Raw genomic sequence first — 20,436 nt, 5'->3', positions numbered from 1 at the left:
TGCAGTTTCATTTGCAAATAATGTCGTTTTGAGCAGAACCTTATTTGCAAATAATGTGGTTTCAAAATCGCCTTGTTTGCAGTTTTAGCCCTGGATGTTTGCAGTTCGCTACAGATAATCTTTGTGCGTAAGTCCTTTGATATTTGGCGATATTTCTCTAATCGCTGCTCTAAAGTACCTGTGTGTAACTCAAATAAATGATTATCGTAGTCGTAAAAATATAAAGAACGCCCTTCACCTTCTACACGGCTGCGACCTTCCTTGACCTCTACATCAAGACTACGAATTTTCGCTGCATACAATTCGTAATCTTCTTCAAGTATTTTGAAAGCTACGTGATTATATGATTTTTCTGGTAGAGGTTCACCTTCCATAACGGCAATCCATAAGTCATTGATTAAGAAAAACTTTTCTTTAGCGATTGAAAAACCATACTCACCGCTAGAATAAATTTCTTGAGCATTAAAGATAAACGTGAGAAAATTTGTCATTCGTTCTAAATCTTTAACGATAAAGGTAATATGGCTAACTCCCTGAATCATCTTATTGTCTAGATTTATGTAATTAAATTAAAACTAAAAGTATGATAAGTATACAAAATAATATACCTGACTTTATCAAACAGCCAGGTATATATTTTGTGAGCGAAACTAATTTAATTAAGCCCAATTACGCACTACAACAATTTTGAAACTACGTTCCTCAGATAAATCGTAATCTAGAGAACCAAAGTGTAATAAAGCCCACTCGCGTAAATCTCGCACAGCCGGAACAAAGATATCATCAGGAATTGCCCAAGATGCACTTTGAGTTTTATTTTCGTAATTTTCTAACAACTGGCCAAGTGTTTGTTTGAATGGCCATCTAGCAGCAATTACTGTTTCTAAAGTTGCGCCTTGTGCTTCTAATTCTGCTAACACTTCTTCTTGTGTCGCACCATAACGAGGTAAAGGATGACCATAGCCATCTAAAATAGCTCGCCAACGTTGAGTAAATTCCCACCTTTGAGGATTAGTATCCTCACTAGGTTGAGTAGCGTTAGCCTGTCCATGACTGTAGAGGTAAATTCCACCTGGTTTCAAGACACGGCGGATTTCTGCTAGTGCTTGTTTCCAAGCCGAAATTAAATGAAATACATGAACCGTCAAGGCTACATCAAAAGAATTATCCTCAAACGGTAAAGCTGTAGCATCGCCTTGAACAGTTGTTAATTTGTGGGAAACACCCTCTAGTTTTTGGTGTAGTTCCGCCAACATTTTTTCTGAGACATCTATACCTGTATATGAATAACCCCGCTTCACAATTGGTACCGCAATTCTACCTGTACCAATACCAGTTTCATAAAACTTTGTTTCTGGTGTTGGTGAAACTAAGTTGAGAATAAAGTCTGTCACCTGCTCAGAAATTCCTGGTGGAAATCCCCTGGTGGCATCATAAATATCAGAAACTCGGTCAAAAGAAACAACGGTAGTCATAATATGTATCCCTAATATTGCTTAGTTGAGAAAATAATACAATAAATTGATAGATTTATCGTAGATTAAGTTATAATTTTTCTTTCAATATCTGCAACCAAACAATTTATGAACACTGTCTATGTTTCTGATTTAGACGGTACTTTGCTGGGAAATGATGCGCTTCTTTCTTCATTCAGCAAACAAGTCCTGCATGAACTATTAAGTCAAGGGCTACAATTTACCGTCGCTAGTGCGCGTAGTGTTATTTCTATCCAAAGAATGCTGAAGGGTTTAAATCTGCGTCTTCCAATTATCGAATTTAATGGTGCTTTTATTTCAGATTTAAATTCTGGTAGACACGAAATTATTCATGCTATTCATCCTGATGTAGTGGAGAGTATCTATAAACTAATTATTGAGTTCGGCTACGTTCCTTTTATCTCAAGTTTTAATGGTGCGGAAGACTGTGTTTATTATAAAGATATTATCAACGATGGCATGGGTTGGTATATTAATCAATGCCTAAAAAACCAAGATAAAAGATGGCGTACTATTGAAGATTTAACTTATTCCTTTCGTGATCAAGTTGTTTGTTTGACGGTGATTGGTCATGCACAACAACTGCTAGAACTTCAAGATATAATTTCTGAAAAATATGGCAATAGTATAGAGATACACTTGTTTCCTAACCAATACTCTCCGGGATGGTATTGGTTAACAGTTCACGACAGCAAAGCTACTAAAGACCAAGCTATTCAAACTTTGGTCGATAATTATGGCTTAGGAGAAAGTGAGATTGTGGTCTTTGGTGATCAAATTAACGATATTAAAATGTTCAAGATAGCTGATTATGCTATAGCGGTTGCGAATGCAGATGCTAAATTGAAGCTTTTTGCGTCATCAGTCATTGGCTCTAATACAGAAGATAGTGTCGTGAAATATATTCATCAGGATTGGTCAAAGAAAGTTGCTCTCAATAAGATAAGGTAGGCAAGTTATTAATCATCAGATGTAACAACAGCGATCGCTAAACCGTCATATCCTTTATTCCCTACAGTTTGAATTGCTGTAGCACTTACACGCGGTTCCATAGCTAACATTTTATTAAATTGACGTATTCCTTGAACACTAGGATCATTACTGTCATCCTCAATCACGTAACCGTTACGTACAACGTTATCAGCAATAATTAAAGTACCCCGACCAGATAACTTGAGTGACCAGGCTAAATAATCTGGATTGCTTGCCTTGTCTGCATCAATGAAAATCAGGTCGAATCGATTGTACCCCTCGGTAGCTAGTTTAGGCAGTGTATCTATTGCCCGGCCAACACGCACCTCGACTAAATGCGCTAAACCAGCTTGAGCAATGTTGTTCTTGGCAACTTCGGCGTGTTGAGGATTAGATTCTAAAGTGATTAATCGACCATCAGTCGGCAATGCTCTAGCCAGCCAGATTGTACTATAGCCGCCTAAAGTGCCTATTTCTAGAATAGTGCGTGCTTTATGAATTAACGCTAACAACATCAATAGCTTACCCTGGTTGGGCGAGACATTATGTGGTGGTAAACCAGCAGCATTACTAGCTTCAAGGGTAGCATCCAGTACATGATCAGTAGGCACTAGTAAATCAGTAATGTAGCGATCAACCTCTGTCCATAACTCCTGTGTCATAAAACTTATTGGGGTAATTTAGCTCTATATTAATTAGAAAAATCATGACGCTTTAGCAGAGAAAGTAATGTGATATCTTCAGCTAGGAGTTTATCAAAAGCACCTTCTTCTCTGTCGATAACGCAAAGAGCATAATCAATTTGTGCGCCAAGTTGACGCATTTGATTGGCTGAGATGACAATTTGACCGCCAGAAGTTACCACATCTTCTACAATTAGCACTTTGCGATCGCTAATTTTAGCACCTTCAACTAAACGCGCAGTACCATATTTTTTCGCTTCTTTACGGACAAACGCTGTGGGTAAACCAGAGTAGTGTGATAATAGCGTTACTATCGAAATAGCTCCCAGTTCCAGACCAGCCAATACTTCAGTATCTCTGGGAATGAGGCTAACCATCTGTCTGGCGATCGCATCAATTAAAGTTGGATCTGCCGCGAATTGATATTTATCAAAATATTCGCTTGATATCTTACCAGAACGCAGTTGAAATGAGCCAGATAGATGGGAAACTGCATAAATTTGCTTTGCCAGTTCGCTTTTAACTTCCATTTATTCACCTTAGCCAAAGTACTTTGGCTGAATATTTACTGACTGAGTACTTGGCACAGCAACAGAAAATAATCTTGCTGGTTCACTCATTTAATGCTTGCTTTCTGGGAATGAATTATGATAACTTCCTAATCAAAGCTTAACTACGGCAATTCTATCAGGTTATAGTGGTTTTATCAGGACTCAGTTACAAAAGTCAGCGTAGTAGTTAAAAGCTGAATACAAAGCATTATCAAGCTTTTTATGGCAATTCAAACAGTCGGTATTTTAAGTCCGGGTGATATGGGACAGGCGATAGGATCTGTTCTCAACCAACATGGATTGAGAACTATTGCCGCCCTAGAAAATCGTAGTCCCAGAACAAAGCAATTAGCAGCCGCAGCCAATATCCAAGATGTGGGTTCTCTCACACAGTTGGTAATTGAATCGGATGTCGTGTTATCCGTTTTAGTCCCCGCAGCTGCGGCGGAAGTCGCCCAGCAAGTCGCCCAAGTAATTAGTAACGTGGGGAAACAAATTCTTTATGTTGATGCTAATGCGATCGCACCCCAAAAAGTAAAAAGTATCGCTCAAATCATTGCATCATCAGGCGCGACATTTATTGATGCTTCGATTATTGGCCCACCTCCTAGAGTTCCCGGACGCACTCGCATCTATGCTTCTGGTAAACAAGCCGCAGAATTTCAACAACTAAGTAATTATGGATTAGATATCCGAGTCATTGGTGATGAAATTGGTCAAGCGTCTGGTTTGAAAATGTCTTATGCTGCCCTCACCAAAGGATTAACCGCAATTAGTACAGAATTATTAATTGCTGCCCATCGTTTAGGGTTGGATGAGCAATTATGGAACGAAGTATCTACTAGCCAGCCAGAACTTGCTAAGATACTGACTCGTTCCATTCCGTCTATGACACCAAAAGCACATCGTTGGGTAGGGGAAATGGAAGAGATTGCAGAAACTTTCAAAGAAGTTGGTTTGACCGAGCGCATTTTTTACGGTGCGGCTGATATCTACCGTTTAGTAAAAGATACTTCTTTGGGCAAGGAAACACCAGAAGAATCTGACCGCGATCGCCAATTGAAAGAAATCATCACCACTCTGTCTGAAGAAACAGCAACAAACTAAATAGGACTTACCCACCAAGATGGTCTATAAAGATTGGGTTTGCGGTAAGTCAAAAGGTAAGAATTCAGCACTCAGGAGTCAGAATAATAAAGTCTAGTAGTAAATCAGTAGATTGATTTATCAAATATTGTTCCTCATTCTTTAAGCCTTCTGGCTCCTGAATTCTGACTCCTGAATTCTTACGTCAAAAGGCAAAAATGAACAATACTTTTTACTTTTCCTGCTTTGCCGGAGAGCCTTCTGCTATATGCGAATGGCACTAAGAAAAGCTCAAAGCATTACAGAATGAGGGCTACGGCTTGTGCTGCCCAAGTTCACGGTAATAGCGTTAATCAACACAAACAAGCGCGTTCATTTGGCTTAAAGAATCAGCAGAAAAGAAAGTGCCAGAAAGCAGAGATGTTTCAGAAAATTTTTGTCAGTAGAAAAAGCTTACTCGTTCATTAGATACTTTAATTGAAACGAGCAAGCCAAAACCAAAATTACTACTACTGTGACATTAAGAGTACAAATTCTCAAGGACAAATTTAGTCAGAGTTTAGGGCTACCTTTTCAAGAACTATTGCCGGAATCAGCAATTAAACAAGCAATATCCGAGCTAAACGACTTTATCATAGTTTGCTGAAAATTATTGTTCATAAGGTTGTCCCTGACCGTCCTGCACGCAGCGAACCACGAGTCACCAAACGCCGCCCCAAAGCTTACCCCAGATTGACTAAGCCTCGGCAAGAATTACGTCAACAATTGCAAACTGCTTAATTGATAAGCATTTCCGCTTTTCTTAGTGCCATTCTGCTATAACCTCTGTTAACTCTTGTCGGAACTTACCCTCTATTTGCTATCTGTATCCTTCAAGAAGTCGGAAATATTTTTGTGAGTAACCACAGAAACTATGACTATAAACATAGTCATAATTTTTAGTTAACCATTATATAACCTACTAATAATTATTTGTAATTAGCTTAGGTGAAAGCTGGGATATATAGCAGTAGTCAGATATGTTAGGACAATTTGAAAGCTTGAATGCCAGGAATAATCAGACTTTTCCTCCTGCCTGGTTGGTGAGCGAACTTGTACTGAGCGCAGCCGAAGGAGCCGAACCACTGCCTTCTGCTTTCTGCCTTCTGCTATAGTGTGAAACTTTAACAAAAATCTCAGGCTTAACCTGTGCTTTCAAGCAGGTTTACTAAATTTTGAAACTGGAAAAACTCACATTAATTGAGTTATTTCTTCAGCTTGGAAAAGAGTTGGTTACTAGTAAATTTCTCCTGATACAACAGAGGAAAATTTGATGTCTACATTAAGTCGAAGACAACTTCTTATATTTTTTGGTGGCAGTGCGGGGGCTGCTGTATTGGGAGACAAACTTTTAACAGGTTTGTCCAGTGTCGCCGAGGCAACAACAACTCCACTAAGCTTTACACCAGTCCGATTACCCCATCCTTTACCGATTTATCAAACTCAGCCTAGTTTTTTACCAACAGGAATTGGACAAGGGCAAGTAGTTGCAGCTTCTAGCAGTCCCAATTTAACTAGCTACAATGTCATCGATGATGTGATTGTACCGCCAGAATATGAGCGTTATATCATCGTCAGTTGGGGCGATCGCGTATTTCCCAACTCTGATGATTATGTCGGCTACAACTGCGATTACACTGGTTTCATTCCTCTAGGCAGAACCTTAGATGAAGGCTATTTATGGGTTAACCATGAGTATGTGAGTTTTCCCTTTTCTGGTTTTGCACCCGAAGCTCCGGCTGATGTCCAAGCACTCACCACAAGCTTTCCTACAGTCATCGGTCGCTCTTTACCGACAACCAGAAACATCGAAGTAGAAGGAGAATTTTTATATAACTTAGGCGGTTCAATTATTCGTGTTTCTCGCCGCAACAGTGCTAGACGTTACACCGTAGTTCGCGGAGATAACCGAAATCGCCGGATTCATGGTTTATCGGGTTTGGGAATTAACCGCGAAAGAACTGATAGCTACAACACTGTCACAAGTTGGGGCAGTCTCAGCCACCAGCAAGGCGACCAAAATTATTTAATTGGTACTGGCCCGGCTGCAACCCAAGTCTTTCCCCTGAGTGCTGATGGCTTAGGTAACAGAATTATCGGCACTGCTTACAACTGTTCTGGTGGAACAACACCTTGGGGAACCATCTTAACAGCAGAAGAAAACTTCCAAGGTGGTTCAGCCTTTTTTGTGGGTGTCACAGAAGCAGTTCAACCTAATGGAACTCAAACAGGCTACATCAATGGGACAACTGGCCAGACCTTTGGTTTAGTTGGTGAAAAATATGGCTGGATGGTAGAAATTGACCCAGCTAATCCGAATTTCCGTCCTCGCAAACACTCATGGTTGGGTCGTTTCCGCCATGAAAATATAGCTATACGTGCGGAAGCTCGTAAGAGATTAGTCGCCTATATGGGTGATGATAGACGTGGTGGACATACATGGAAATTTGTGAGTACAAATGTTGTCACTTCGCCAACTAGTAAAGCCAATAGCGATTTGTGGGAACGAGGGACTTTATATGTAGCTCGTTACAATCCAGATGGTACTGGTGAATGGATACCTTTATTATTAGATACCCCCACCAATCCAATTTCTCCTTCAGTACTGTCTTCTGTAGAATTTGCCGCTTTGGGTACAGCACAAACCAATGGTCGTTTACCACTACCTAGACGTAACGGTGTGGCTGGACAGACTGTTGATGGTGGAGCATTTAATTGCGATCGCACTAACGAAGCCACGGCGTTACCAAATTATCAAAATAGAACACTCCGAGATTTCTACACTAGCCAAGGTGCAGTTCTCTGTGATGCTTTCCTCGCAGCTAATTTAGCTGGGGGAACTCCGACTGCTCGCCCCGAAGATTTAGAAGTGCATCCCGTTACCAGAGAAGTGTTCATTGCTTATACCGATGGTGCGCCTGGTGGCGATGGTTATCCTGATTCTCGGATTTTCCAAGTAGCCAAATTAAGTACTGCTGTTGATGCGACTCAACAATCAGGTGGACTGTACAAAATTATTGAAGATAGTGCCGATGGTACAGGACTCACCTTTAGATGGCAAAGATTTGCTCAAGGTGGTGAAGCTGGATCAGATGATGGTGCTGGTTTTGCCAATGTCGATAACTTGGTATTTGACAATCAAGCCAATGTTTGGGGTGTAACGGATATGTCCACCAGCACTCACAATGGTTTCAATGTGGGTGCAGCTGGTAATCCAACAACTATCAATCACATAAGCACTGGTAATATCTCCAGCTTTACAGGCGTTTTTGGTAATAACTGGTTGTTCTTTATCCCTACCAGTGGCAACAATGCTGGAAAAGTTATGCCTTTTGCTTATGGGCCTGTGCGTTGTGAGATGACAGGGCCGACCTTTGTGGGCGATACACTGATTATTTCCGTCCAGCATCCTGGTGAAGATTGTCCAATTAATGATGGTACAGTTCTCAGCCGTTCAATAGAAATGTTGGCTTTGGATGGTACGCTGTTCAATCAGACTCGTACTGTTCCCCGTGGTAGTAGTTGGCCTAGCAATATTCAAGGTCAACCCCAAGGCGTTCCTCGTCCATCGGTAATTGGGATTCAACGCCGCAACCCAATTAATGGCAGATTTGTCTAGATAAGTTTCAGTAACAGGAGTGTTATTAATTAGGGTGGCTAAAATCATAGCCACCCTACTTTTTTATTGTGCTACTGATGCTTTTTTCTTACGATTTACCCATAATCCGGTAGCTGTAGCGATCGCTGTTCCCACAAGCGCCAAGGGTTCAGGAACTCTGGTGAAGGTAACTGTGCCTGTTTCTGTCGCCGATGTCAAGTCAGCACTGACAATACTATAAAAGCGATTGCCGCCAGTTGAGGGATTATTAGCATCACCAATGAAAAACTGATCTTCTACTAGGTAGCTGAGTCCGACAAAATTACCATTGTTAAAGCTAACTACAGGTGCGATTCCGCCGGGAAAATCAACATCATCAGTTTCTGTATAACGAGTACCAAGATAATCAAACACAACAGATAATAATCCATTGCTGACATCTAAATTTTCTGCACCCACACCAGTTAAGTTGGTGTCGTCATATCTCAAAGAACCAAAATATTGACCAGGGTTAGCACCAGAGGTCACATTTGTAGTGAAATTGTAATTAAATACCGCCGCCTGTGTTGGCTTAACTTCTACAGTCGCTAAAGATAAGGCGATCGCCAAACTAGCAACGCCTAAGTATTGGGTTGATTTCATCAGACTAAGCTCCAAATCTCAAAAGTAAATATTGTGGCAATATCACTTAAATAAACTTGGAAGTATTCTCTTAAGGTTAAGAAAAATAGAATAAAAGGTTAAGCAGTTCTGAGCAGGTTATTAGTTGCGTCTTGGTATCAGCTTGTGTGGTGTAATTGATATCAAAAATAAATAAATACTCTCAGTGTATAAAATGTTTAATATCCCGTGTTTTCCTCCTAGTAATATAGTCAATGTATTTGCCAAACTAAAAAAATGAGTAATTGTTTACAGCAATTTGAGGCTGTATTCTGCTCTGATCGTTCCATTTATTTGGGCAACATTTCTGGCAAAACTATGAAAAAAGCATTTTTACTAACATCCATGACTGCAATATCAACTTTTTATCTGTCAAGTCCTGTTTTTGCTTCTGTTTACATCAAATACTCAAATCAAGATTCCACCAAGCATGTCATGACAGTTAAAATGGATGGACAAACCAAAGAAGTTACATTCAATGGTAATACTACAGGGGCTGCCACGATTCAAGGTAGCGGCAAAGTTGCAGTTATTGAAACTTCATGCGGCCAAGTTGAAATTGAAGATGAGTCTGAAATTAAAATTAAAGATGGCTGTATCAAAGTTTTGTAACACCAATACTCACTGCTGAAGATCATCTCAGGATTCATGATTAGCCAAGATTTTACCTATCAACACTTGTCTAATTTGATTTACTTCACTACATTTAGAGAATTTTTATCTGTTGCAAATGCTCAACTTTTGAAGAGATTTTCTACTAACGGTAGTTGATAGTTATCTAACTGAGATTGTGCGGTTTGAGTTTCTTCAAAAGAATCTACCTCTGGGATTTCCGCTTCTTCAGAGGTAGGATTAAAATTTTCCCCATTCTCACTATCTATAATTGGCAAGGTAATTTTAACCGTGGTTCCCTGATTGAGACCTGGGCTTTCTAGAGAAATGCTACCACCCATCAATTCAATTAAGTTGCGAGAAATTGCCAGTCCTAATCCGGTACCATCAAACTTACGTGTTGAGCCACCATCTATCCGTACAAAGGGACGAAATAACTTGTGTTGTTGGGATGGTTCAATTCCTAAACCTGTATCGGTAACAGAAACAACAACTTGAGAATGGCTATTACTATGTTCAATAATGGCAGCGATCGCAATACTGCCTTCATCTGTAAACTTAGTAGCATTACCAATAATATTAATTAATACTTGGCGCAGTTTGGCCGCATCTGCCTTGACTGGAATTGGCTCATCACCTAAAGTTGTTTTTAACTGTAAGCCTTTTTGCTGCACATTCACTGATTGGATATTAATCACCTCCAACAGTGTTTGTCGCAAATCCATTGGGACAGAAACCACAGAAAGTTTCCCGGCTTCAATTTTAGAAATATCGAGTAAATCGTTAATAATTCCTAGCAAGTGAATGGCGGTTTCATCAGCGCGTTTAAGAAACTCCATTTCCTCATCGCGGTTATCGCACATATCTTCTCGCACGAGGCGGACACAATTAATAATGATATTCAAGGGGTTACGCAACTCATGAGAAGTTGTCGCCAAAAACTGACTTTTAATTTGGTTGGCTGTTTTAGCTTCTTTCCAAGCACTTTCTAATTCTTCCGCCCAAGCTTTCAGCCTGTCAAACATTTGGTCAATTGCTTGTGCTAGTTGATTAAACTCCCGAATTTTAAAATTCTGTGGTACTGTTTGGGCTGCATGATGACTGTGAATGTTCAGCACATAATCCCGCAATTCTTCTACAGGCCCGGCTAAATAAGGAGCCAAGTATAAAGATGCTAACAAAGTTGCACCAATCAAACCCACTGTTAGCACTATCAAAATCAGTTTAATTTCTTCTAAACCAAACAGGGCATTATCTACACTGGTAACAGCTAAAATAATCCATTGTGGCGGCTGTTTGGCGATCGGATTGCTAATTACACTATAGCCAGCAACTAATTCTTTGCCTTCTTGAAACGATAAGTTGACAGAGTTGCTCTGACCTGTTATGGCATTTTGAATAATGCTTTGCAAACTATTGGCATCAGGGTATTCTTGAATATTGCTGTTAATTCTCTCTGGTATTGGGTGTGCCAAGATTGTGCCATCGTCAGCAATTACCAATGTCGAACCTGTGAGTGAGCCTGGGAGATTTTTGGTGTGTTTGTATAGCGATGACTGGATACTCAAGACATACTTTAGCTGCTTAGTTTGATTGTAAACCGGGGCAGAAAGAACCATTTGCAGCTGATTTTCTGTGTCTCTTTGACCAGTTTTCCCGGCTTTGGGGGGTAGTACTGGATTGATTTCAAATCGACTGTCAGCTACAAAGGGTAGTTTCGGTTCTCTGATGGGTTTGTCACCACAACTACTAGCAATGATATTGCCGTCTTCTAAATCAGCTAATTGTAAACATTCAACGTAGGTCGGTAATTCTTGAATTATCTGACTGATGAAGTCTTGGACTTCAGCCTCTGAACCAGTTTGCAATACAGATGCTTTACTAGCTATTAATAAGCTCGTTTTGAGACTAGCAATCTCATCAGCTATTTTCTTTCCTTTGAAAACTGCGCTTTCGGTCAGATTTTGGCGTGCAGTTTTTAGCAAGCTAGAACGTGCTTTATTTAAAGCCACAAGTTCTCCCAGCAATAACACTGGGACAAACAGCAGCAAAATTCTTGTTACTAAAATACGTCTAAACGACGATTGACGGGACTTAGCCATCGGGTGTCTCACTGTCTCACTTCACATCTGCAAACCACAACAGCAAACAATATGCAATTAGATTAGCTAAATGAGACATTTTGTTACGTTGGGAGGGGTTTATTGACGATCCCTAACAGTATCAAACATTGAGTGTACAAAAAGAAATATCGTATACCAAAACTCTTATGTGCTAGATGTAATCGCGGCTTATGTTGCATAACAGTAAAGTAATGAAATTGGTAAACAGTAGCTTGCTGTGCAAAGATTCTTTACAATCGACACACTAGCAAGAAAATCCTCAGACTATCAAACCAACCCAATGACGCAACATCGTCCTCATACCGCAGTAGTTTTGGCAATGAGTGCAGATGGCAAAATAGCAGATTTTAGGCGATCGCCTGCTCGATTTGGCTCTGGGGCAGATAAAGCACACCTAGAAGCTCAAATCGCTGCCTCTGATGCCGTTCTTTTCGGTGCTGGTACGCTCCGTGCTTACGGTACGACACTAACCGTATCACATCCAACACTGCTGCAACATCGAATCAAAGCGGGGAAGACCCCCCAGCCGGTTCATATAGTGATTACACAGTCTGCGGATTTTAATCCGGAAATCAAGTTTTTTAACCAGCCTATCCCACGTTGGTTATTGACAACAAGAGTGGGAGCAACGATTTGGCAAAAACGCCCAGAATTTTTTGAACAGATTTTTGTTTTTGAAACCTCAACTGGAAAAATTGACACTGCTGGCTTTTTACAGCATTTGGCATCTATAGATATAACACGCCTAGCGGTCTTAGGTGGTGGCCAATTAGTAGCTTCTATGGTTCACTCAGATTTAATAGATGAATTTTGGCTGACTGTTTGCCCGTTGATTTTAGGTGGAACCACAGCACCCACACCAGTAGAAGGACAGGGATTTTTAGCGAATTTGGCTCCTCGGCTCAAACTTTTGGAAGTTAAACAAGTTGAGCAAGAAGTCTTTTTACACTATCAAGTGCAACGGACATTAGACTAAGAAAAGTGTGAAGTCTGACAAATCAATTTCACACTTCACACTTCATACTTCATCCTTGAAAAAGATGGTGGAACAACTTAAGCCGCGCTATTCTGTTGCCTGGATTAATAAAATTGCCGAAGTCCCGCAAAATGCCTGGGATGCTTTAGCACTGCCTTTGAAAACTCCGTTTTTGGAGTGGCAATGGTTAAAAAATTTGGAAACTTCCCATAGTGCTACAGAAAAAACTGGTTGGTTGCCAAATCACTTAACTTTGTGGCGAGATAAAACCTTGATTGCAGCTGCGCCTTTATATTTAAAAGGTCATAGCTACGGTGAATTTGTTTTTGATCATCAATGGGCAGAATTAAGCGATCGCATCGGTGTGCAGTATTATCCTAAACTCTTGGGTATGGCTCCCTTTACCCCGGCTGAAGGTTATCGCTTCTTAATTGCGCCAGGAGAAGATGAAGACGAAATCACTGCGATGATGGTGCATGAAATTGACAGTTTCTGCAATAAATACCGCATTTCTGGGTGTCACTTTCTTTATGTTGATCCTGAATGGCGGCCAGTTTTGGAACGCAACGGGTTTAGTTCTTGGTTGCACCACAGTTATATTTGGGAAAATACCGGATTTAATAATTTTGATGATTACTTAGGAGTTTTTAACGCCAATCAGCGCCGGAATATCAAGCGGGAACGGAAAGCCGTGGAAAAGGCGGGTTTAAGACTACAGCCAATCACTGGTGATGACATTCCGAAATCTTTGTTTCCCTTGATGTACCAATTTTATGCCGATACTTGTGATAAGTTTGGCTGGTGGGGCAGTAAGTATTTAACAAAGCAATTTTTTGAACAGCTACACGCCGATTATCGCCATCGGGTGGTGTTTTTTGCCGCCTATAGCGAACATGACAATCGTCACCCAGTGGGAATGTCTTTTTGCCTTTATAAAGACGATAGATTGTATGGGCGTTATTGGGGGAGTTTTCAAGAAATCGATTGCCTACATTTTGATGCTTGCTATTACACTCCAATTGAGTGGGCGATCGCTAATAATATCCAATTATTCGATCCCGGTGCAGGTGGTAGACACAAAAAACGCCGTGGATTTCCGGCTACACCCAATTACAGCCTACATCGCTTTTACAATCAGCGTCTGGCGCAAATTCTACTTCCATATATTAAAGAAGTGAATCAACTAGAACAGCAGGAAATTACCGCCATTAATGAGGAAATGCCATTTAGTCAGAAAGCCCACGATAGATAAATAAACAGGCGAAATCTGCTTTCAATCAGCTGAAGTTATTGTAAAAAAATAGCCACAACTATTGTTTGAACCAAGAATCTCCACACTTTTAGGGCGGGGATTATGTCAAGATAATTGATATGCAAGCACAAAAACATTACTCACGCGCCCCAATTACCGAAGCATTGATTGACATACAAGTTCAACTGCCACAAGAAGTTAAACTTGAGGTCTTGGCGCAGGTGTACTCAAGCATTCAATCTGAGTACCCCAATTTTGAAGAAATGCTTGTATTTCAGGGGCAAATGATTGCTGGTGCTAGTGTTGAAGCCACCGCCAGTCAATCTCAAATCGGTTATAGAGCCTTTAGCAAAGAGCAAAAGCAAATTCTTCAAGTACGTTTGGACGGCTTTACGTTCAGTCGGCTTGCTCCCTACGACTGCTGGGAAACTTTTCGAGATGAGGCAAAGAGACTATGGAGTATCTATCAGTCTTTGACAAATCCAGCAGCTATTACTCGGTTAGCGGTAAGGTACATTAACAGGCTAGATATTCCCTTACCTGTTAGTGATTTAAACAATTATTTAAGGACATTTCCTGAAGTGTCCTCTGACTTGCCACAAGGACTAAGTGGCTACTTTATGCAGCTACAAATTCCTCAAGAGAAACTAGCAACAATGCTTGTTCTCAATCAGGCATTAGTTCCGCCTCCAACACCTAATTTTATTTCTATACTCTTGGATTTAGACCTGTTTCTCGAAAGGGATATTCCTCAAAATGAAATAGAACTTTGGGAAATTGTGGAGCAAATGCACGAACAAAAGAACAAAGCGTTTGAAGCTTGCATTACAGAACACACAAGGGAGTTGATTAACTAATGGCGACAATAACCCCTACACGTCCTGATGATACTTCAACCCAAACCAGATTAATTATACTTGAGCCAAGAGCTACCTTTCAGTTGTACAGTCCAGAAGGGCAAAAGATAGCTGAGGTCACAGAAAACGCCTTGCAAGTTTTGGCTCAGATTAAAGAATACCTAGAGTATATTAAAAGTGTTGGTGAAATAGATTACAATCCAGTTCCACCAAAACGCTCAGAGCGCGTAGTTATGCGTGTCCGGTTCCAAGGGCGTAAACCACCTCAGCCTTATGTTTTAGACGAAGAATGACGATAGATCCTTTCTGGGTGCAGGTTAATGAACCGACACTCAGGCAAGGTGATTACTTGCCTGGGTGTCTCGTACCAGTACCATTATTCGATCCCACAACTTTTGGAAAAAAAGCCGATGAAACTCAAGAAGTAGAGGTAATAGTTAACGAAATAGATTTAATTGTTGTCACTCAAAGTTGTGATTTGGAAAATAAAAAGGTGAGTCAGGTAGTGGTATGTGCCATTTACCTAATCTCAGAATTTGAAGAAGCTAACCCAGCATTTACAAAAAAGGGTAAATGGAACGAGGTTTTAGCAGGGAGAATTGAAGGCTTACATATACTTGCATCGCCAACTAACCCTGACAATAACAGGGAGGCCTTGGTTGTCAATTTTAGAGAGATATACAGTTTACCTTACGAATATATTTTGAAATACGCCACCAATATGGATTATCGGTGGCGATTAAAATCTCCTTATTTGGAACACTTTTCTCAAGCATTCGCCAGGTTATTCATGCGGGTTGGCTTACCATCATCAATCCCACGTTTTGGATAGGTTAACTTTTATTTACTCTCTTGTCCAAAAGAAACTGGCACATCTCCAGGTTTGGCTGGTGTTCCTTCGGGTGTTGTGGGGGTGGGTTGTTCTGGTGTCGCTACATTTTCAGTTGGTGCGGGTTTTTTACCTGCTTGACGCTGTTGTTGTTCTTGTAACTTCTGTTGGGCAATTTGCTGGGTAATTTGCTGCATTAGTTGTTCAACTTTGGCAGTTTGTTCGGTATTACCTTGTGTGCGGTAGTTATTCAGGGCATTTTTCAAGGCTGCATTTGCTTTTTTGAGTTCGCCTTGATTATATAAAGTGATGCCTAAGTTGTGGTATGCGACAGCATCTTTGGAGTTTTGGCGAATGGCTTGTTTATAAACATTAATTGCCTCAGCCGTCTGCCCTTGGACTACTAGCAAACCAGCCATATTATTGTAGGCGACTGTATTTTTGGGGTTAAGTTGGATAACTTGACGGTAAGCTGCGATCGCATCTTCTAATTTTCCTTGTTCTTGCAGCGCGATCGCTAAGTTAAAAAAGGTATTCTCATTACCACTATCTAGATTAGCCGCTTGTTGATAAGCTGCGATCGCTTCTTGTGGTTGTCCTAGTTCATGTAGCAATACACCCAAGTTATACTGGGCTGTTGCCATTTTGGGATCTATCACTACGGCTTGGCGGTAAGCAGTGACGGCAGCTTCTTTCTGTCCTTGTCGTTGTAACGCTAACCCTAAGTTGTAATAAATCTCACTTTGGTTGGGGTTCATTCTAATCGCCTCGCCATATTCTTGCACGGCCGCATCCAGGCGATTTTGTCTTAACAGAATATTCCCTAAATAATTCCGCGCCATCCCAATATTTGGGTCACGTTCCAAGGCTTGACGAAAGGCAGATTCCGCACCGTCTAAATCTTTGCGGTTATATAGCGTCACTCCTTTTTGGTAAAAAATCGCTGCATCCAAATCTTGAGAGATGACATTTTCTGCGAGTAACCGACTTCCCGGTAAATTCATTACTGATGGTGCAGCCAACACCAAAAACGCCGAGGCCGCTGAGATGATGGTTAAATGCGACTTCCGCCAATTAATCACTTGGTGAAACGCCATCTGAGGAAAGCCGCAATACCACTGACGAATTTGATGGTGTTTATACATAATTAGCAGCCTGTATTGTAGTGAGTTCTATATGTCAGAGTACCCACTACAGCCGGAAAAATTAAAAGTGCCAGATGAATAAAACAGGAGACAGGTAATAGGTGACAGGTGACAGGGTGAAAAGGTTTAGGGGTGTAAGGGTTTTGGATACATACACCCCTACGGGGAAGTCAAAATTCAAAAGTCAGAGAATTTTTGACTTGATTTTGCCCCTATACGCCTTCACCCTCCCCAAACTCTTGATTTTTGTTTGAGTACGGTATTTACAACCTTGTTTAGTATGGTTTGCAGCACAAGTTATTTTTGTCAATATATTGCAAATATTGTTTACATTCTGTTATATTTATTTACATAAACCAGCCAAGGAAAAAAGAGATGATCAGCAAAGGCTTCACCATGAATGAACTCGGTCAACTCAACAACTATGCAATTGAACCAAAAGTTTATGTAGAAGAAACCCCACGAGTTGGTTTTACCGAGTATGCAGAGAAACTCAATGGGCGTTTGGCAATGATTGGTTTTGTCTCAATCATCGCTGTAGAAATCATCACCGGACATAGCTTAATCGGTTGGCTAACAAACCTGTAGATAAGTTTGACTATTTTAGAATTTGACTCAATCAAAAAATAGAAATTTAGTGAGGCAATTTATGAGAACTGATTTTGATTTTCCTAAAAAAGATATGATTGGATCTGTAGTTTTTCGCCCTGATTTCAACAACTTTGAAACCATCAATGTTAACCAAGCTTGGTCACTATTTTTTAGTAAAGGTCAAGATGACAAAACATTAGGTCAAAACGTTGAATTAGGCAGGTTTTTCACTAACCTGATAATTGCTATGGTAACTGTAGGCAGCCTCTGGGAAACATTTTTCAGTAATGTAGGTTAAGCAGTTGGTTTTTGTTAGTCAATTGAATAGATTAAAAAGAAGCCCTATGTTATCACTAGGGCTTCTTTTTAATTTTGATTAGAACTTACGCAAACTCTACTATTTCTTGGCGTTCTACCCTGCGGGAAGCCGCTTCGCGTCTACGATAAATTAAGCTTGTGGGCAATTTTTTCGTAAGTCCTGTTGCTGTAATAATTCAGGGTTTATTTATTCCTAGCGACTGAAGTCGCGGCTACAGGGAAAAACCCTTAATTTAATGTTAGTCCGCGTAGGCGGACTTTGTTTTTATAGCCGCGAATTTCATTCGTCGGGGCTAGGTGCTGGCTGGCAAAATTAGCATGGCATCACCAAAGGAGTAGAAACGATATCGAGAGGCGATCGCTTCTTGGTATATTTGCAATAATCTTTGTCTGCCAATTAAAGCACTCACCAGCATCAGCAAACTCGAACGCGGTAGGTGAAAATTAGTAATTAACCCATCTACTACCCGCCATTGATAGCCAGGGTAAATAAATAAGTTGGTTTTGCCACAAAATGGTTGTAACTCGCCAGACTGGGCTGCACCTTCTAAAGAGCGTACTACTGTTGTACCAACGGCAATAATTCTGCCCCCAGCAGCCTTCGTGGTGCGAATTTGTTCGACTGTAGCCGCAGGAACTTCAATCCATTCTTCGTGCATTTCGTGGGTGGTGACATCTTCCACTTCCACAGGGCGAAATGTGCCAACACCAACATGGAGTGTGACAAATGCTTGATGGATATTGCGATCGCGCAATTTTGCTAGTAATTCTGGAGTAAAGTGTAACCCAGCCGTGGGTGCAGCGATCGCACCTGGTTGTTCGGCATAGACTGTCTGATATTGTTCATCAGCTGCGGCTGTGGTGGTGATATAAGGCGGTAAAGGAATTTCACCAAAGTTATCTAACAGTTCTACCAAAGATTTTCCTGGTGGTACATCAAATTGCAACAACCGCCCGCCAGTCGCCGCATCATTTTCTAAAACTGTAGCGGTTAGCTGGGGCGTGGCGGAATTTTTACCAGAAAAAATAATCTGTGAGCCTAATTTAAACCGCTTTCCTGGTTTGACTAAAGCTAACCAACAATTATTTTGCCTCTCTTCTAACAGCAATACTTCAATTTCTGCCCCTGTAGATTTATTCCCGTACAGTCTGGCGGGGATAACTTTTGTATTATTCATCACCAACAAATCCCCAGGGCGCAGGAGTTCTGGTAAATCGCGGAAGATGTGGTGTAGCGGGGCTAAATTGTTACCTGTGGCGGTAGAGTTGACTACTAATAAGCGAGAACTATCTCTGGGAACTACCGGATTTTGAGCAATTAGTTCTGGCGGTAGTATGTAGTCATAGCCAGTTAAGGAACAATCTAACTGTCTGTCTTCTACTCCTGTATCTGTAACTTTATTAAAATTTTCTTTTGTTATTGCTGGCTCCATTGAAGGTTATGCTAATTTTTACGGGTTTATTTGATATTTTCTAAGGAAAACACCATTTCATTCATAGAGTTTTCCAACGGACATCATTAGGTATTACCTAATGATGGGTTGTAAATTGGGTAAAACTCCCCATTCAAAGACGGGGGCTTCTACCCTACCGGGAAAGTGTTCTATTGAGGATGATAGAAGTGTAGGATTGGCTTTGATCCCAAGCACCAACATGGAATATTTGTATTATCTGGCAAATGCCAGTCTAACATTGAGGGTCGTTCAACATCTGCACGCCACGCCCCAGTTGCCTGTCTCTTTCGTTACAGTTATTCATCAAATAGATGGCTGGGTGGTTAGGATCAAACTTAAATGTCAAATCTCCGCGCAACAGGATGGAGACTTTCGAGCTTTTCTAAATGAATTAGGAATTTGCTACGAGCCACCTATGCGTGTACAAATGGCACTTTGGAGTTTGGAAGCTGGTCAGTCTCCAGTAGACGTAATGCGCCGCTATCAAGTAGCGATCGTCTCTCATGGTAGCCCAGAGAGAGAAGAAATTGAAGCATTCCGCCAACAGTTTGTTCGTGGATTAGGTTACTGTCCAGAAACCTTAGCGTGAAACTGCTGATAGTGAGGGCGGCTAGAAAGAATCTGTAATTGGTAACAAACATATTTCAGTTGTGATCAATTATTATTCGCCCTCACTTTAATCAGCGAATTTATAAGTCAAAAGCTGCGGGAATATATTCTTCCAGAAAAAATTTATAATCCCCTATTGATGCACTAAATACCGCATCTTGGGCTGATGTAATGTGAGTTTTTAATTTGGATATTTGCTGATAACCCACAATAGCCACATCAAAACGACAGGGATATTCAGCGTTTTCGGGATATTGATTTAAAAACATTTCTGCGGTACGCCAGAGTTTTGCCTGTTTTTGTGGGGTGATAGCCTCTCTTCCCCCTGCATCCCAATTTCGTGAACTCCGAGTTTTCACCTCAACAAAAGCAAGTGTAGAGTTTTCTTCCTCTGCTCCCTTGCACCTCTGCTCCCCTACCTCTTTTCCTGGATACTGAGCAATAATATCAATCTCTCCCCAACGACAAGAAAAGCGGCGATGTAAAATCAACCAACCTGTAGACTGTAACCATTGTGTAACTAAGTCTTCACCTTGTTGACCAATATCGAGATAATGGGATGGAGGATGATTCGCCATTGGTGAA

21 protein-coding genes and 1 pseudogene are annotated in these 20,436 nt (G+C 40.8%); 13 read left to right on the top strand and 9 right to left on the bottom strand.

Translation table 11 applies throughout. From position 1 onward, the window contains the following. Nucleotides 1–143: 143 nt before the first annotated feature. Nucleotides 144–542: pseudogene (gene fosX / locus H6G28_RS06355) on the bottom strand (FosX/FosE/FosI family fosfomycin resistance hydrolase); the annotation flags it as partial. Between the two features lie 117 nt (nucleotides 543–659). Then, a complete protein-coding gene (locus H6G28_RS06350; protein ID WP_190588441.1) occupies nucleotides 660–1,475 on the bottom strand; it encodes a class I SAM-dependent methyltransferase in 816 nt (271 codons plus the stop codon). A 108-nt stretch (nucleotides 1,476–1,583) separates the two neighbouring features. On the opposite strand from H6G28_RS06350, the gene H6G28_RS06345 reads away from it, so the two are divergent. Next, complete coding sequence (locus H6G28_RS06345) at nucleotides 1,584–2,447, top strand: Cof-type HAD-IIB family hydrolase (protein ID WP_190669728.1); 864 nt, start codon at nucleotides 1,584–1,586, stop codon at nucleotides 2,445–2,447. A gap of 8 nt (nucleotides 2,448–2,455) precedes the next feature. Here H6G28_RS06345 and H6G28_RS06340 read toward each other — a convergent pair whose 3' ends face one another. Both H6G28_RS06340 and pyrE read right to left on the bottom strand, forming a co-directional pair. After that, a complete protein-coding gene (locus H6G28_RS06340; RefSeq protein WP_190669726.1) occupies nucleotides 2,456–3,130 on the bottom strand; it encodes an O-methyltransferase in 675 nt (224 codons plus the stop codon). A 29-nt stretch (nucleotides 3,131–3,159) separates the two neighbouring features. Further along, nucleotides 3,160–3,681, bottom strand: a complete 522-nt coding sequence (gene pyrE, locus H6G28_RS06335) for an orotate phosphoribosyltransferase (protein ID WP_190669724.1) — start codon at nucleotides 3,679–3,681, stop codon at nucleotides 3,160–3,162. A 243-nt stretch (nucleotides 3,682–3,924) separates the two neighbouring features. Here pyrE and H6G28_RS06330 point away from each other — a divergent pair, with 243 nt between their 5' ends. From H6G28_RS06330 to H6G28_RS06320, 3 genes are all read left to right on the top strand, one after another. Beyond that, nucleotides 3,925–4,809: an NAD(P)-dependent oxidoreductase gene (locus H6G28_RS06330; RefSeq protein ID WP_190669722.1), complete on the top strand. Its 885-nt coding sequence runs from the start codon at nucleotides 3,925–3,927 to the stop codon at nucleotides 4,807–4,809. A gap of 618 nt (nucleotides 4,810–5,427) precedes the next feature. After that, nucleotides 5,428–5,568 carry a hypothetical protein gene (locus tag H6G28_RS06325; RefSeq protein ID WP_190588437.1) on the top strand — a complete coding sequence of 47 codons (141 nt, stop codon included), beginning with the start codon at nucleotides 5,428–5,430 and terminating at the stop codon, nucleotides 5,566–5,568. A 532-nt stretch (nucleotides 5,569–6,100) separates the two neighbouring features. Next, the gene (locus H6G28_RS06320; protein ID WP_190669721.1) at nucleotides 6,101–8,446 is read left to right on the top strand and encodes a PhoX family protein; all 2,346 of its coding nucleotides are present in this window, start codon (nucleotides 6,101–6,103) and stop codon (nucleotides 8,444–8,446) included. Nucleotides 8,447–8,509: 63 nt separating this feature from the next. Here H6G28_RS06320 and H6G28_RS06315 read toward each other — a convergent pair whose 3' ends face one another. Continuing rightward, nucleotides 8,510–9,067: a PEP-CTERM sorting domain-containing protein gene (locus tag H6G28_RS06315; RefSeq protein WP_190669719.1), complete on the bottom strand. Its 558-nt coding sequence runs from the start codon at nucleotides 9,065–9,067 to the stop codon at nucleotides 8,510–8,512. Between the two features lie 336 nt (nucleotides 9,068–9,403). Here H6G28_RS06315 and H6G28_RS06310 point away from each other — a divergent pair, with 336 nt between their 5' ends. Continuing rightward, nucleotides 9,404–9,697 carry a hypothetical protein gene (locus tag H6G28_RS06310; protein ID WP_190588434.1) on the top strand — a complete coding sequence of 98 codons (294 nt, stop codon included), beginning with the start codon at nucleotides 9,404–9,406 and terminating at the stop codon, nucleotides 9,695–9,697. Between the two features lie 122 nt (nucleotides 9,698–9,819). On the opposite strand, the gene H6G28_RS06305 is transcribed toward H6G28_RS06310, so the two are convergent. Continuing rightward, nucleotides 9,820–11,799, bottom strand: a complete 1,980-nt coding sequence (locus H6G28_RS06305; RefSeq protein WP_190588433.1) for a sensor histidine kinase — start codon at nucleotides 11,797–11,799, stop codon at nucleotides 9,820–9,822. 301 nt (nucleotides 11,800–12,100) lie between these two features. On the opposite strand from H6G28_RS06305, the gene H6G28_RS06300 reads away from it, so the two are divergent. The 5 genes from H6G28_RS06300 (at nucleotide 12,101) to H6G28_RS06280 (ending at nucleotide 15,737) form a co-directional block, all read left to right on the top strand. Continuing rightward, nucleotides 12,101–12,796: a RibD family protein gene (locus tag H6G28_RS06300; protein WP_190669716.1), complete on the top strand. Its 696-nt coding sequence runs from the start codon at nucleotides 12,101–12,103 to the stop codon at nucleotides 12,794–12,796. Between the two features lie 64 nt (nucleotides 12,797–12,860). Further along, a complete protein-coding gene (locus H6G28_RS06295) occupies nucleotides 12,861–14,048 on the top strand; it encodes a GNAT family N-acetyltransferase (RefSeq protein ID WP_190669714.1) in 1,188 nt (395 codons plus the stop codon). 119 nt (nucleotides 14,049–14,167) lie between these two features. Then, nucleotides 14,168–14,905 (top strand): TIGR04255 family protein, encoded by a 738-nt coding sequence (locus tag H6G28_RS06290; protein ID WP_190588430.1) that lies wholly within the window; start codon nucleotides 14,168–14,170, stop codon nucleotides 14,903–14,905. Next, entirely contained in the window at nucleotides 14,905–15,198 is a 294-nt protein-coding gene (locus tag H6G28_RS06285; RefSeq protein ID WP_190669712.1) for a hypothetical protein, read from the top strand. The genes H6G28_RS06290 and H6G28_RS06285 overlap by 1 nt, the downstream gene beginning before the upstream one ends. Then, nucleotides 15,195–15,737 (top strand): hypothetical protein, encoded by a 543-nt coding sequence (locus tag H6G28_RS06280; RefSeq protein ID WP_190669710.1) that lies wholly within the window; start codon nucleotides 15,195–15,197, stop codon nucleotides 15,735–15,737. Before H6G28_RS06285 ends, H6G28_RS06280 begins: the two co-directional genes overlap by 4 nt. An 8-nt stretch (nucleotides 15,738–15,745) precedes the next feature. Here the strand turns inward: H6G28_RS06280 and H6G28_RS06275 are convergent, their stop codons facing one another. Then, the gene (locus H6G28_RS06275; RefSeq protein WP_190669708.1) at nucleotides 15,746–16,879 is read right to left on the bottom strand and encodes a tetratricopeptide repeat protein; all 1,134 of its coding nucleotides are present in this window, start codon (nucleotides 16,877–16,879) and stop codon (nucleotides 15,746–15,748) included. 375 nt (nucleotides 16,880–17,254) lie between these two features. Between H6G28_RS06275 and H6G28_RS06270 the strand changes: the two genes are divergently transcribed. Both H6G28_RS06270 and H6G28_RS06265 read left to right on the top strand, forming a co-directional pair. Next, complete coding sequence (locus H6G28_RS06270; RefSeq protein ID WP_190669706.1) at nucleotides 17,255–17,467, top strand: CAB/ELIP/HLIP family chlorophyll-binding protein; 213 nt, start codon at nucleotides 17,255–17,257, stop codon at nucleotides 17,465–17,467. Between the two features lie 61 nt (nucleotides 17,468–17,528). After that, nucleotides 17,529–17,768, top strand: a complete 240-nt coding sequence (locus tag H6G28_RS06265) for a hypothetical protein (protein WP_190669703.1) — start codon at nucleotides 17,529–17,531, stop codon at nucleotides 17,766–17,768. 313 nt (nucleotides 17,769–18,081) lie between these two features. Here H6G28_RS06265 and queA read toward each other — a convergent pair whose 3' ends face one another. Then, nucleotides 18,082–19,221 (bottom strand): tRNA preQ1(34) S-adenosylmethionine ribosyltransferase-isomerase QueA, encoded by a 1,140-nt coding sequence (gene queA, locus H6G28_RS06260; protein ID WP_190669701.1) that lies wholly within the window; start codon nucleotides 19,219–19,221, stop codon nucleotides 18,082–18,084. Nucleotides 19,222–19,441: 220 nt separating this feature from the next. Between queA and H6G28_RS06255 the strand changes: the two genes are divergently transcribed. Continuing rightward, entirely contained in the window at nucleotides 19,442–19,831 is a 390-nt protein-coding gene (locus H6G28_RS06255; RefSeq protein WP_190588590.1) for a hypothetical protein, read from the top strand. Nucleotides 19,832–19,931: 100 nt separating this feature from the next. On the opposite strand, the gene H6G28_RS06250 is transcribed toward H6G28_RS06255, so the two are convergent. Then, nucleotides 19,932–20,429 carry a YraN family protein gene (locus H6G28_RS06250; protein WP_190669698.1) on the bottom strand — a complete coding sequence of 166 codons (498 nt, stop codon included), beginning with the start codon at nucleotides 20,427–20,429 and terminating at the stop codon, nucleotides 19,932–19,934. Between the last annotated feature and the right edge of the window lie 7 nt (nucleotides 20,430–20,436).

The sequence above is a fragment of the Nostoc sp. FACHB-190 genome (assembly GCF_014696905.1).
Classification (GTDB): Bacteria; Cyanobacteriota; Cyanobacteriia; order Cyanobacteriales; family Nostocaceae; genus Nostoc_B.
Note: the sequence above shows the minus strand (reverse complement) of the source record. Positions and strands in the feature narration are given on the sequence as shown.